A 12,216-nucleotide genomic window follows, 5' to 3' on the forward strand; every position below is an offset into this window, starting at 1 on the left:
TCCCAACGCAGCGAGTTTGACCGTGAACGACGCAACCACTGGCCTGGATACGCTTGAAAACTCACTTCTGGCCGAGATCGCCTCGGCCGCCGATGAGCCGGCCATCGAGGCCGTGCGCATCGCTGCTTTCGGTAAGAAGGGCAGCGTGTCCGAGATGCTGAAGACACTTGGCGCCATGACCGCCGAGGAGCGCCAGATCAAAGGCCCGGCCATCAACGGCCTCAAGAACCGCGTCACCGACGCGCTGACTGCCCGCAAGGCTGAGCTCAAGGATGTGGCGATCACCGCCCGCCTCGCCGCCGAAAAGGTCGACGTGACGTTGCCGGTGCGGCAGTCGCCGGCCGAGCGCGGCCGTATCCATCCGATCAGCCAAGTCATCGACGAGATTGCCGCGATCTTCGGCGATCTCGGTTTCTCCATCGCGGAAGGTCCCGATATCGAGACCGACTATTACAATTTCACCGCGCTGAATTTTCCCGAAGGCCACCCGGCGCGCGAGATGCACGACACCTTCTTCTTCCAGCCGGACGAGAAGGGCGAGCGCAAGCTTTTGCGCACGCACACTTCGCCGGTGCAGATCCGCACCATGGAAACGAAGAAGCCGCCGATCCGCATCGTCATTCCTGGCAAGACGTACCGGCAGGATTCGGACGCCACCCACTCGCCGATGTTCCATCAGGTCGAGGGGCTGGTGATCGACAAGACAGCCAACGTCGCCAACATGAAGTGGGTGCTGGAGGAGTTCTGCAAGGCCTTCTTCGAGGTGCCGCAGGTTAAGATGCGCTTCCGGCCGTCCTTCTTCCCGTTCACCGAGCCAAGCCTCGAGGTGGACATCCAGTGCGATCGCTCGCGGCCCGGCGAGGTGCGCTTCGGCGAAGGCTCCGACTGGATGGAGATCCTCGGCTGCGGCATGGTGCATCCCAATGTGCTGCGCCATGGCGGTCTCGATCCGGACGAATATCAGGGCTTTGCCTGGGGCATGGGCATAGACCGCATCGCCATGCTGAAATACGGCATGCCGGACCTGCGCGCCTTCTTCGATGCAGACGTGCGCTGGCTGTCGCACTACGGCTTCCGGCCGCTCGACATGCCGACTTTGTTCGGAGGCCTGAGCGCATGACAGCGCCCTATGCCGGCGGCTGCCGCTGCGGCGCCGTGCGGTTCGAGGCCTCTGCCGAACCGCATCACGTCAGCTACTGCCATTGCGGCGATTGCCGGCGGGCCAGCGGCGCGCCGGTGTCGGCCTTTGTCGGCTTCCTGGTCGATCAGGTCGCGTTCACCGGCAAGGCGCTGAAGATGTATGAGAACGGCCCGGTGACGCGCTCTTTCTGCGGCACCTGCGGCTCACCCATCGCCTATGTCGACGAGCGGCTGGAAGAAGACATCTACTTCATGCTCGGCGCCATGGACATGCCGGCCGATTTCCAGCCGACGCTGCATGCCTATATCGGCGAGCAGCTTGCCTTCCTGCATATGTCCGACGACCTGCCGAGACATCTGAAATCAAGCGTCAAAAGACCAGACGGAACAGTCCCATGAAATTCACCCTCTCCTGGCTCAAGGACCACCTCGAGACCGACGCCACGCTCGACGAGATCGTCGAGCGGCTGACTTCGATCGGTCTCGAAGTCGAGCATGTCGACGACAAGTCGAGCCTGAAACCATTCGTCATCGCCAGGGTGCTGACGGCGGTTCAGCATCCCGATGCCGACCGGCTGCGCGTGCTGACCGTCGACACCGGCGACGGCAAGCCTCCGGTGCAGGTCGTTTGCGGCGCGCCAAACGCTCGCGCGGGCCTGATCGGCGCCTTTGCCGCGCCCGGCACCTATGTGCCCGGCATCGACGTAACGCTGACGGTCGGCAAGATCAGGGGCGTCGAAAGCCACGGCATGATGTGTTCCGAGCGCGAGCTGGAGCTGTCCGACGAACACAATGGCATCATCGACCTGCCTGAGGATGCGCCGGTCGGCACCAGCTTCGCCGCCTATGCGCACATCGACGATCCGGTCATCGAGATCAACTTGACGCCGAACCGGCCGGATGCCACCAGCGTCTACGGCATCGCCAGGGATCTGGCGGCGAGCGGGCTTGGCCGCCTCGTCGGCGGCGCCATCATGCCGCATGTCGGCAATGGCATGTGTCCGATCAAGGTGACGATCGAAGCGCCGGAGCTTTGCCCCGGCTTCGCGCTCAACTTGGTCAAGGGCGTCAAGAATGGACCCTCGCCAAAATGGCTGCAGCAGCGGCTGATCGCCATTGGGCTGAGACCCATCAGCGCACTGGTCGACATCACCAACTACGTCACCTTCGACCGCGGCCGCCCGCTGCATGTGTTCGACGCCAGCAAGGTTGCCGGCAATCTCGTCGTGCGCCGCGCGCGCGATGGTGAAAAGGTGCAGGCGCTCGACGGCCGCGAATACACGCTGACGCCGGAAATGTGCGTCATCGCAGATGACAACGGCGTCGAGTCGATCGCCGGCGTCATGGGCGGCGAGCATTCGGGCTGCGACGAGAACACCTCAGATGTGCTGATCGAATCCGCCCTTTGGGATCCGATCACCACGGCGCGCACCGGCCGCACGCTCGGCATCATTACCGACGCGCGCTACCGTTTCGAGCGCGGCGTCGACCCCGAATTCATGGTTCCGGGCGTCGAACTGGCGACGAAACTGGTGCTCGATTTCTGCGGCGGCACGCCGACCGAAATGGAGGTCGTCGGTTATGCCGGTCACACGCCGAAGATCGTTTCCTTCCCGCTTTCGGAAGTGAAGCGGCTGACCGGCATCGAGGTTCCCAGCGCGGAAAGCCTCGACATCCTGTCGCGCCTCGGCTTCAAGCCGGAGGGCTCGGGCGATGTCGTCGATGTCGCCGTGCCGTCCTGGCGCCCCGACGTCGATGGCAAGGCAGACCTGGTCGAGGAGGTCATGCGCATCCACGGTGTCGACAACATCGCGCCGCAGCCGCTCGGTGCGCATGACGCGGTCAATGCAAAGATCCTCACCACGCTGCAGGTCCGTACCCGCACGGCCAAGCGCGCGCTTGCCGTGCGCGGCATGATGGAAGCCGTTACCTGGTCGTTCATTCCGGCCAAGCATGCCGAGCTGTTCGGCGGCGGCCAGACCGCGCTGAAGCTTGCCAACCCGATCGCCGCCGATATGTCCGACATGCGGCCCTCGCTGCTGCCGGGGCTGATCGCGGCTGCCCAGCGCAATGCCGACAAGGGTATTGGCGACGTGGCGCTGTTCGAAGTGTCGGGTACCTATGAGGGCGACGGCGCCGACCAGCAGCGGCGCGTCGCCGCCGGCGTGCGCCGCGGCACCGCCAAGCTCGACGGTTCCGGCCGCAACTGGGCCGGCAATTCCGGTCCAGTCGGCGTGTTCGACGCCAAGGCCGATGCGATCGCCGCACTTGAAGCCTGCGGTGCGCCTGTCGACCGGCTGCAGATCGAGGCCCGCGGCCCGGCCTGGTATCATCCCGGCCGTTCCGGCACGATCAAGCTCGGCCCGAAAACCGTACTCGGCACTTTCGGTGAATTCCATCCGAAGACGCTGGAGGGCCTCGATGTTTCCGGCCCGCTGTGCGGCTTCGAGGTCTTCGTCGATGGCGTGCCTGAACCGAAGGCCAAGCCGACGAAAACCAAGCCGAAACTGGAACTGTCGCCCTTCCAGGCGGTCAAGCGCGATTTCGCTTTCGTCGTCGACAAGTCGGTCGAGGCCGGCACGCTGGTGCGCGCAGCGCTCGCCGCCGACAAGAAGCTCATCACCGCCGTCTCGGTCTTCGATATTTTCGAAGGCGCTTCGCTGGGCGAGGGCAAAAAATCGATTGCCATCGAAGTGTCGATCCAGCCGGTCGAAAAGACGCTCACCGACGAGGATTTCGAGGCACTGGCCAAGCGCATCATCGAGAATGTCGGCAAGCAGACCGGGGGCGTTCTGCGGGGCTAAAAAACTTGCGAGCAGATGGCGAATCGCCCTCCAAAGGGCGATGGACCATCTGCGGTATTCCGGCCTTCCCCTTGAAGAACAGCGCGCGGCGTTTCTCGCCATCGTGTCTGCCGACCCGCTGTTATGCGACGCGGTGGCGCGGGCTCGCACGCTCGACCTGCCGGACTGGCTGGTGGTATCCGGCGCTCTCTACAACAGCATCTGGAACCACCTGACCGGCAAACCGTCGGGCTACGGCATCAGGGATGTTGATCTTTTCTACTTCGATGACAGCGACCTGTCCTATGAGGCCGAGGACGCGGTGATCCGCCGGGCGGAGAAGCATTTCGAGGGGCTGGCGTTGCCGGTCGAGGTGCGCAACCAGGCGCGGGTGCATCTGTGGTATCCGCAGAAGTTCGGACGGCCGTGCCCGCGCTATTCGAGCGCCAGCGAATCCGTCAGCCATTTTGCCTCGAAGACGCACGCCGTCGGGGTTCGATACGACGCTGACGGGCAGCTCGAGATCGTGGCACCGTTTGGTCTTGACGACATTTTCTCGTTTCGCATCACGCCGAACCGGGTGATGGACAATCAGCGCACGCATGAGGCGAAGGGTAAGCGTGCAAGGGAGAACTGGCCGGAGATTAGTGTCGAGCCTTGGTAAAAATGTCGGCAGGGCAGAGGGGGGCGCTTCACGTCAGCGTCCCCATCTTCTGCACCGCGCTGCGTACGAAAAAGGGGCGCGCGGCGCCCCTTCCGATTACTCACCAGTTTTCAACCATTCACCAGCGTCAGCTCCTTCTCCGCATAGCGCCTACCGACCACCTTGTCGGGCGACAGCGCGTCACCAATCGCCTGCACCTCGACCGCGCTCAGCGCGATCCCGGCAGCCGCCGCATTCTGCTCCAGATGGCGTATCCTTCTTGCGCCGGGGATCGGCACGATGAAATCGCCCTGGTGCAGCACCCAGGCCAGCGCCAGTTGGGCCGAAGTTACCCCCTTTTCAGCTGCCAGCTTTTCCAGCGTCGCGATGACAGCGGCGTTGGCGGCCATGGCATCGGCCTGGAAGCGCGGCAGGCCGCGGCGCCAGTCGTCATCGCTCAAGGCCTCTGGCTTGGCGATCGTGCCGGTCAGCAAGCCCCGGCCGAGCGGGCTGTAGGGAACAAAACCGATGCCGAGCTCGCGGCAGACGGCGAACACCTCGTCTTCCGGGTCGCGGCTCCACAGCGAATATTCGCTCTGCACGGCGGCAATTGGATGCACGGCATGGGCCCGGCGGATGGTCGCCGCACTCGCCTCCGACAGGCCGAGCGCGCGCACCTTGCCCTCGCGCACCAGCTCGGCCATGGCACCGACCGTGTCCTCGATCGGCACGTTGGGGTCGACACGGTGCTGGTAGTAGAGGTCGATCACATCCGTGCCGAGCCGCTTCAGCGACGCCTCGGCGACCGCCTTGACGTGCTCGGGGCGGCTGTCGACGCCGGCCATGCGGTCGAGGCCTGTACCTTCCTCCAAAATCCTGAAGCCGAATTTTGTCGCGATCGTCACCTTGTCACGCGCGGACTTCAGCGCTTTGCCGAGCAGGATCTCGTTCTCGAACGGGCCATAGACCTCCGCCGTGTCGAAGAAATTGACGCCGATATCGATGGCGCGGTGCAGCGTGGCGATTGCGTCGGCTTCCGCCTGGCCGCCATAGGCGAAGCTCATGCCCATGCAGCCGAGGCCGACGGGATAGACGTTCAATTCAGTTCCTAGCTTGCGGGTTTGCATAACGCGTCTCCTTGTTGCGATGCGGCAGAAATAGCGCCTTGCCTTGTGTTCGATAATCGGCTCTCATTTGCACGGGCTGTTCTAAAAGATAGATCAATGAATCGCGCGCATCTTTCCCAACTGGCCGTGCTGGCAACCGTTGCCCAATGCGGCAGCTTTCGCGGCGCGGCCAGGGAATTGGCCATCGCGCCTTCGGCGGTCAGCCATGCGGTGTCCAGCCTAGAGGCGCGGCTTGGCGTTCGGCTGCTGGCGCGCAGCACACGCAGCGTCGCGCCGACCGAAGAAGGTGCGCAGTTGCTGGAACGGCTGCGACCGGCGCTGTCGGAGATCGATCTGGCGCTGGAGACGGCAATCGAGACACGCGACCGGCCGGCCGGCAATCTGCGCCTGACCGTGCCGCGCACCGCAGCCCATTTGGCGCTGACGCCACGGCTGGGCGCCTTTGCGTCGGCCTATCCCGATATCGTGCTGGAGATCGTCATCGAGGACCGTTTCACCGACGTGGTGGAAGGGGGCTTCGATGCTGGCGTCAGGCTAGGCGAGAGCCTGCAGCGCGACATGATCGCGGTGCGCATCGGGCCGGACCTTCGCGGCGCGGTGGTCGGCGCCCCGGTCTATTTCGAGGTCAACCCCAAGCCGCGTCACCCGCGCGACCTGGCTGACCACCGCTGCATCCGCTTCCGCTTCTCCAGCGGCATCCTCTACCGCTGGGAGTTCGAGAGAGGCCGCGAGGCGATCGAGATGGCGGTGGAGGGACCGCTGATCCTCGACGAGGACCATTTGATCGCCCAGGCGGCGGTCGACGGCGCTGGGCTCGCCTTCGTCTTTGAGGATTATGTCCGCGCGCCGCTCGCCGACGGCAGGCTGATCCGTGTGCTGGAGGACTGGTGCCCCTCCTTCGACGGCTTCTTCGTCTACTATCCGAGCCGCCGGCAGATGCGCCCGGCGCTCCGGGCGTTTGTCGATTTCTTCAAGGTGAGTGGATAGAGCGGGCTCGCCCCTCCCCTTGTGGCCCTCCGGAGGGAGAGGAAGGGAGCCAGGCTCGGCGAACTCGCGCCTTTCATCACCCTCCGGAGGGCCCTGATGGGAGTCCGAAGGACGGGCGAGATCGGCGGCTCGCCCCGGTAGGTCGGCTGAGGGACGGGGTGGGTAGCGCCCTACGAGACCCCCACCCCGCTTCGCAAAATCCGCTTCGCGGCATTTGCTGCGCGACCCTCCCCACAAGGGGGAGGGTGAAGCGCGCTGGAAGAAAGCCGAACCAACATTCGTTCACTCCCCATGCAAACATCGATCACCAACAGCGCCACCCGCTATGGCTGGGGCGCGATCCTTCTCCACTGGCTGATTGCGCTCATTTTCATCGGCCAGTTCGGGCTCGGCTTCGTCATGGTGCGGTTGACCAGCCAGCGCACCGCCTTCGAGCTGATCCAACTGCACAAATCTTTCGGCTTCCTGCTGCTCGGGCTTGTGTTGCTGCGCATCGCCTGGCGCCTTGGCAATGCAACGCCGGCGCTGCCGCGCTCGGTCGGAACCCTGGAGCGTCGGGCAGCACCGTTGGCCCATCTTGCGCTCTACGCGTTTCAGCTTGCCTTGCCCTTGTCCGGCTGGGCGCTGGTGTCGGTCTCGATGCTGGAGATCCCCAGCCTGCCGTTCAACCTGTTCGTCATGCCCAACCTGCCGTTGGCCGAATCGGATGGTGCCGAGAGCTTCTGGGCGGCGGCACATTGGTATCTCGCCTATGCCGGCATGACGCTTGTGACTCTCCACGTCGCGGCGGCGCTGCGGCATCATTTCCAGCTCAGGGATGGCGTGCTCACACGCATGGTCACGCCTTCGTCAGATTCGGAATAGAGCGAGCGGTTCATTCGTTCATGGAGTGAGGGCGCGCAAGAAATGCGCTGCCTCCAACAAGGAACATCCCCATGTACACGCGCATCCTCGGATTTGCGGCGGTCGCCGCTTGCCTTGCCATGCCTGTTTCTGCGGCCGTCGCGCTGGGTGACGCCGCCGGCAGCTATTCGATCAGCCCGGCCAGCTCCAGCATCCGCTTCTCCATCGGCAAGGTCGGCGGCGGCGGCCTCAATGGCACCTTCGCCCGCTTCAAGGGCTCGATCCGCATCGACAACAGCGATGTCGGGCGCTCAGCTGTCAATTTCACCATTTTTCCCGAAAGCGTCGGCACCGGCCAGGGCCGTATCGATGCCTTCCTGCGCTCCGACGCGGTGTTTGATGCCGCCAACAGCCCGGAAATCCAGTTCCGCTCTACCAGCGTGACCCGAACCAGCGACACCACGGCTCTCGTCAGCGGCCGGCTGACGGCGCGCGGCAAGACGTTCCCGGAAAAATTCACGGCCGAGCTCGGCGGTCTCAAGGCCGGCATGATCAAATTCCATGTCACCGGCAAGGTGCTGAGGTCGCGCTACGGCATGGATGTCGGCACGCCGATCTATTCCAACATCGTCGACTTCGACATGACGCTGACCGGCAAAAGGGGCTGACCTCGTCATTGGCTTTTCCGGCGATTTCGGGCAAACCTCGTCGCCTGTAATCGTGATGGAGAAACCTGATGTTCCGATGGGGTGTGTTGTCGACGGCCAAGATCGGCCGCGAGCATTTGTTGCCGGCGATGGTCGAGGCGGAGAATGGCGTGCTGTCGGCGATCGCCAGCCGCGACCTGTCGAAGGCCAAGGCGCTGGCCGACCGCTTCGGTGCACGCCATGCCTTCGGCTCCTATGAGGAACTGCTCGCCTCGAGAGAAGTAGACGGCGTCTACATCCCGCTGCCGACCTCGCAGCATGTCGAGTGGTCGGCCAAGGCCATCGAAGCCGGCAAGCATGTGCTGGTCGAAAAGCCGCTGGCGCTCGACGCCAAGGACATCCTGCCGCTGATCAAGCTGCGCGACCAGAAAAAGGTGCTGGTCTGCGAAGCCTTCATGGTCATCTACCACCCGCAATGGATCAAGGTGCGCGAGCTCATCGCCAGCGGCGCCATCGGCCGGCTGCGCCATGTGCAGGGCGCGTTCTCCTACTACAACGTCGACCCCAGCAACATGCGCAACCAGCTCGACCTCGGCGGCGGCGCGCTGCCCGACATCGGCGTTTACCCGACCGTGTCGACGCGCTTTTCCACCGGCAAGGAGCCGCTGCGCGTGCAGGCGACGATCGAGCGCGACAAGACATTCGGCACCGACATCTACTCCTCGATCCGTGCCGATTTCGGTGACTTCGAGCTGTCGTTCTATCTGTCGACGCAGATGGCGGCGCGCCAGGTGATGGTGTTCCACGGCGAGAAGGGTTTCATCGAGTTGTTCTCGCCTTTCAATGCCGGGCTCTACGACCACCACCGCGTCGAACTGCACAACCAGAACCACACCGAGGCGCAGGTTTTCCGCTTTCCCGGCACGCAGCAGTACCGGCTGGAGGTCGAGACCTTCGCGCGTGCAGCACAGGGCGGCAAGGAGCGCGTCTTCACGCTGGAGGAATCGGTGCTCAACCAGAAAGTCATCGACGCCATCTTCCGCGCCGGCGGCAAAGAAGGCTGGGAGACCGTCTGAATTCCTTGCATTGAAATAGCCGGCTAATTCTGGGAGGAAAAATGGCTGACGATGCGGACGTGATCATTGTCGGCGCCGGCCTTGCAGGGCTGGTTGCCGCCGCCGAGCTTGCCGAGGCCGGCAAGAAAATCATCATCGTCGACCAGGAGCCGGAGCAGTCGCTCGGCGGCCAGGCATTCTGGTCGTTCGGCGGCCTTTTCCTCGTCGATTCGCCCGAGCAGCGGCGCATGCGCATCCGCGATTCGCATGACCTGGCGCTGGAAGACTGGCTGGGCACCGCGGCTTTCGATCGGCCCGAGGATTTCTGGCCGCGCAAATGGGCGGAAGCCTATGTCGGCTTTGCCGCCGGCGAAAAACGCTCCTGGCTGATACAGCGCGGCCTGAAATTCTTTCCCGTGGTCGGCTGGGCCGAGCGAGGCGGCGGCAATGCCATCGGCCACGGCAATTCGGTGCCGCGCTTCCACATCACCTGGGGCACGGGCCCCGGCGTTCTCGAACCTTTCGTACAGCGCGTGCGCGAGGCGCAGAAGCGCGGACTGATCAGTTTCAAATTCCGCCATCGGGTCGATGAATTGACCCGCACGGGTGCGACTGTCGACGGGGTGCGCGGCGACATCCTGCAACCGAGCACCGCCGAGCGCGGCCACAAGAGTTCGCGCGAAATATCAGGAGATTTCGAGCTTCGCGCGCAAGCCGTGATCGTCGCTTCCGGCGGCATCGGCGCCAACCATCAGCTTGTACGGGAAAACTGGCCGCAGCGGCTGGGCGCGGCGCCCAAGCGCATGATCACCGGCGTGCCCGACCACGTCGACGGCCGCATGCTGGCGATCACGGAACGGGCCGGCGGCTCGATCATCAACCGCGACCGCATGTGGCACTATGTCGAGGGCATCAAGAACTGGGCGCCGATCTGGACCGACCATGCGATACGCATCCTGCCCGGCCCATCATCGCTGTGGCTCGATGCGCGCGGCAAGCGCCTGCCGGTGCCGCTCTATCCCGGCTTCGACACTCTGGGCACGCTCTCCCACATCATGAGCACCGGCTTCGACTACTCCTGGTTCATCCTGACCAAGAAGATCATCCAGAAGGAGTTCGCGCTGTCGGGCTCCGAGCAGAACCCCGATCTGACCGGCAAGAGCTGGCGCCAGGTGCTCGGCCGCGCCACATCGGGCATTCCGGGCCCCGTCAAGGCGTTCATGGAAAAGGGCGAGGACTTCATCGTCGAGGCCGATTTGCCGGCGCTGGTCGCGCGCATGAACGCGCTGGCCGGCGGCGAGGCGCTGCTTGAGGTGGCTCAAGTCGAGCGCGAGATCCACGCCCGCGATAGGCAGCTCGACAACCTGTTCTCCAAGGATATGCAGATCACCGCTCTGCGCGGCGCGCGCGCCTATCTCGGCGACCGGCTGATCCGCACGGCCAAGCCGCACAAGATGCTCGATCCGGCAAATGGCCCGCTGATCGCGGTGCGGCTTAACATCCTGACCCGCAAGACGCTGGGCGGCCTGCAGACCGATCTCGACAGCCGCGTGCTGGGGGCAGATGGCCAGCCGGTAGCCGGGCTCTATGCCGTCGGCGAAGCCGCCGGTTTCGGCGGCGGCGGCGTGCATGGCTATGCGGCGCTCGAAGGCACCTTCCTCGGCGGCTGCATCTTTTCCGGCCGCAGCGCCGGCCGGGCAGCGGCTGCCTCGGTGGCGTGAAGGGGCGTCACTTGGTCCTCAGAGTTTGGCCGCGATCACCAGCGCCAGTCGCCCTGTCCAAGCGCGGTCACCGCACCGACGATCCGGGTGAAGCTGGTGCGGGCGCGGCCAACCGTGTGCCGGGCTCTGAGATAGCCGTGCACCAATCCCGGCTCCTCGAACCACGTCGCGTGGCCACCTGCCGTGATGATCAGGTCGCGATAGGTCTCGCCATCCGATGACAGCGGGTCGCATTCGGCGGTGATCAGCACTGTCTCCGGCAAGTTGGAGAAATCGGTGTCGGCAAGCGGGGCCAGCGTCGCATCGCCGCTACGGTCTTGCCCTCCAGTGCGAATGTGCTTGTAGAATTCGAGATCGCGCACGGTCAGCATCGGCGCTTCGGCGTGCTTGACATAGGAGCCTTTCGAGCGGTTTCCGCCGAGGCCGGGATAGATCAGCACCTGGCCGACCGGCCTTTTCGAATGGCCGCGCGTGGCGTGACTGACGGCGGCGCAGAGATTGCCGCCGGCGCTGTCGCCGCAGAGCACGATAGGATGATCGCGATTGGCGGCGGCCCATTCGAAGGCGCTCATGGCATCGTCAAAGGCGGCTGGATGCAAATGTTCCGGCGCCAGCCGGTAATCTACGGAGACCACCTCATAGCCTGTGCGCGAGCACAGCTCCGCGCAAACATCGTCATGGCTGTCCAGCCCACCAAGGATGAAGCCACCGCCATGGACATAGAGCACCGTCACGCCTGCCTGAAGTGGGCTTCGGTAGATACGGATCGGGATATCGTGCGTCGGCGTTGCAATGGCGGAGGTTTCGACAGCGACGCCCTCGGGGTAGCCGGCAAAGAATTCCCGGCACATGCGGTCGTAAATCTCGCGCTGCTGCACGATCGTGTAGTCGATCGTATCGGGCGGGTAATAGGAATTGGTGCGCTCGATGAAGGCCCAGGTCTCGGCGTCGATGAGCTTGATGTAGTCGGTCATGGGTGCTGGAGAGGCGGCCAAGGCTGAGCCTGGGCGCCCCCCTCTGTCCTGCCGGACATCTCCCCCTCAAGGGGGGAGATCGGATGTTGCGAAGGCTTTCGCCAACCTTCGGCGTCGCAAGAAGAGTGCAGAGATCGAAGCTGCCAATCTCCCCCCTTGAGGGGGAGATGTCCGGCAGGACAGAGGGGGATAAGCGCCGTCATTTCGGCAACAATCCTCACTTCCCCTTCCACACCGGCTCCCGCTTCTCCGCAAAAGCGCGAAAACCCTCCATATTGTCCTCGGAGCCATAGAGC

The 12,216-nt window shown here is 64.2% G+C and carries 11 protein-coding genes and 1 pseudogene; 9 read left to right on the forward strand and 3 right to left on the reverse strand.

Translation table 11 applies throughout. The features are described 5' to 3' along the window. Positions 1–22 precede the first annotated feature (22 nt). The 4 genes from pheS to ENZ75_RS06495 are packed head-to-tail and all read left to right on the forward strand — an operon-like array spanning position 23 to position 4,587. Complete coding sequence (gene pheS, locus ENZ75_RS06480; RefSeq protein WP_013528309.1) at positions 23–1,120, forward strand: phenylalanine--tRNA ligase subunit alpha; 1,098 nt, start codon at positions 23–25, stop codon at positions 1,118–1,120. Continuing rightward, positions 1,117–1,539: a GFA family protein gene (locus tag ENZ75_RS06485; RefSeq protein ID WP_013528308.1), complete on the forward strand. Its 423-nt coding sequence runs from the start codon at positions 1,117–1,119 to the stop codon at positions 1,537–1,539. The genes pheS and ENZ75_RS06485 overlap by 4 nt, the downstream gene beginning before the upstream one ends. Next, on the forward strand, positions 1,536–3,944 hold the full coding sequence (pheT, locus tag ENZ75_RS06490) for a phenylalanine--tRNA ligase subunit beta (RefSeq protein WP_063169790.1): 2,409 nt from the start codon (positions 1,536–1,538) through the stop codon (positions 3,942–3,944). The genes ENZ75_RS06485 and pheT overlap by 4 nt, the downstream gene beginning before the upstream one ends. A 40-nt stretch (positions 3,945–3,984) precedes the next feature. Then, entirely contained in the window at positions 3,985–4,587 is a 603-nt protein-coding gene (locus ENZ75_RS06495) for a nucleotidyltransferase family protein (protein WP_063169791.1), read from the forward strand. A 110-nt stretch (positions 4,588–4,697) separates the two neighbouring features. On the opposite strand, the gene ENZ75_RS06500 is transcribed toward ENZ75_RS06495, so the two are convergent. Next, the gene (locus ENZ75_RS06500) at positions 4,698–5,693 is read right to left on the reverse strand and encodes an aldo/keto reductase (RefSeq protein WP_063169792.1); all 996 of its coding nucleotides are present in this window, start codon (positions 5,691–5,693) and stop codon (positions 4,698–4,700) included. 96 nt (positions 5,694–5,789) lie between these two features. On the opposite strand from ENZ75_RS06500, the gene ENZ75_RS06505 reads away from it, so the two are divergent. The 5 genes from ENZ75_RS06505 (at position 5,790) to ENZ75_RS06525 (ending at position 10,946) form a co-directional block, all read left to right on the forward strand. Next, a complete protein-coding gene (locus tag ENZ75_RS06505; RefSeq protein WP_013528304.1) occupies positions 5,790–6,680 on the forward strand; it encodes a LysR family transcriptional regulator in 891 nt (296 codons plus the stop codon). A gap of 291 nt (positions 6,681–6,971) precedes the next feature. Next, positions 6,972–7,544: a cytochrome b gene (locus tag ENZ75_RS06510; RefSeq protein ID WP_063169793.1), complete on the forward strand. Its 573-nt coding sequence runs from the start codon at positions 6,972–6,974 to the stop codon at positions 7,542–7,544. A gap of 71 nt (positions 7,545–7,615) precedes the next feature. Next, positions 7,616–8,191 carry a YceI family protein gene (locus tag ENZ75_RS06515; protein WP_013528302.1) on the forward strand — a complete coding sequence of 192 codons (576 nt, stop codon included), beginning with the start codon at positions 7,616–7,618 and terminating at the stop codon, positions 8,189–8,191. Between the two features lie 68 nt (positions 8,192–8,259). Continuing rightward, the gene (locus ENZ75_RS06520) at positions 8,260–9,246 is read left to right on the forward strand and encodes a Gfo/Idh/MocA family oxidoreductase (RefSeq protein ID WP_128277976.1); all 987 of its coding nucleotides are present in this window, start codon (positions 8,260–8,262) and stop codon (positions 9,244–9,246) included. A 41-nt stretch (positions 9,247–9,287) separates the two neighbouring features. Next, positions 9,288–10,946, forward strand: coding sequence for an FAD-binding dehydrogenase (locus ENZ75_RS06525; protein WP_063169795.1), 1,659 nt, complete (start codon positions 9,288–9,290; stop codon positions 10,944–10,946). Positions 10,947–10,981: 35 nt separating this feature from the next. On the opposite strand, the gene ENZ75_RS06530 is transcribed toward ENZ75_RS06525, so the two are convergent. Both ENZ75_RS06530 and ENZ75_RS34985 read right to left on the reverse strand, forming a co-directional pair. Next, positions 10,982–11,920: an alpha/beta hydrolase gene (locus ENZ75_RS06530; RefSeq protein WP_063169796.1), complete on the reverse strand. Its 939-nt coding sequence runs from the start codon at positions 11,918–11,920 to the stop codon at positions 10,982–10,984. Positions 11,921–12,137: 217 nt separating this feature from the next. Further along, positions 12,138–12,216 (reverse strand): annotated as a pseudogene (locus ENZ75_RS34985) (carnitinyl-CoA dehydratase); the annotation flags it as partial.

The organism is Mesorhizobium sp. M7A.F.Ca.CA.002.04.1.1 (assembly GCF_004022805.1).
Lineage (GTDB): Bacteria > Pseudomonadota > Alphaproteobacteria > Rhizobiales > Rhizobiaceae > Mesorhizobium > Mesorhizobium ciceri.

What these genes read in the sequence shown, in the direction of transcription:
- ENZ75_RS06485 (WP_013528308.1), top strand. Translation starts at nt 1,117, where the DNA reads ATGACAGCGCCCTATGCCGGCGGCTGCCGCTGCGGCGCCGTGCGGTTC.
- pheT (WP_063169790.1), top strand. Translation starts at nt 1,536, where the DNA reads ATGAAATTCACCCTCTCCTGGCTCAAGGACCACCTCGAGACCGACGCC.
- ENZ75_RS06495 (WP_063169791.1), top strand. Translation starts at nt 3,985, where the DNA reads ATGGACCATCTGCGGTATTCCGGCCTTCCCCTTGAAGAACAGCGCGCG.
- ENZ75_RS06500 (WP_063169792.1), bottom strand. Translation starts at nt 5,693, where the DNA reads ATGCAAACCCGCAAGCTAGGAACTGAATTGAACGTCTATCCCGTCGGC.
- ENZ75_RS06505 (WP_013528304.1), top strand. Translation starts at nt 5,790, where the DNA reads ATGAATCGCGCGCATCTTTCCCAACTGGCCGTGCTGGCAACCGTTGCC.
- ENZ75_RS06510 (WP_063169793.1), top strand. Translation starts at nt 6,972, where the DNA reads ATGCAAACATCGATCACCAACAGCGCCACCCGCTATGGCTGGGGCGCG.
- ENZ75_RS06515 (WP_013528302.1), top strand. Translation starts at nt 7,616, where the DNA reads ATGTACACGCGCATCCTCGGATTTGCGGCGGTCGCCGCTTGCCTTGCC.
- ENZ75_RS06520 (WP_128277976.1), top strand. Translation starts at nt 8,260, where the DNA reads ATGTTCCGATGGGGTGTGTTGTCGACGGCCAAGATCGGCCGCGAGCAT.
- ENZ75_RS06525 (WP_063169795.1), top strand. Translation starts at nt 9,288, where the DNA reads ATGGCTGACGATGCGGACGTGATCATTGTCGGCGCCGGCCTTGCAGGG.
- ENZ75_RS06530 (WP_063169796.1), bottom strand. Translation starts at nt 11,920, where the DNA reads ATGACCGACTACATCAAGCTCATCGACGCCGAGACCTGGGCCTTCATC.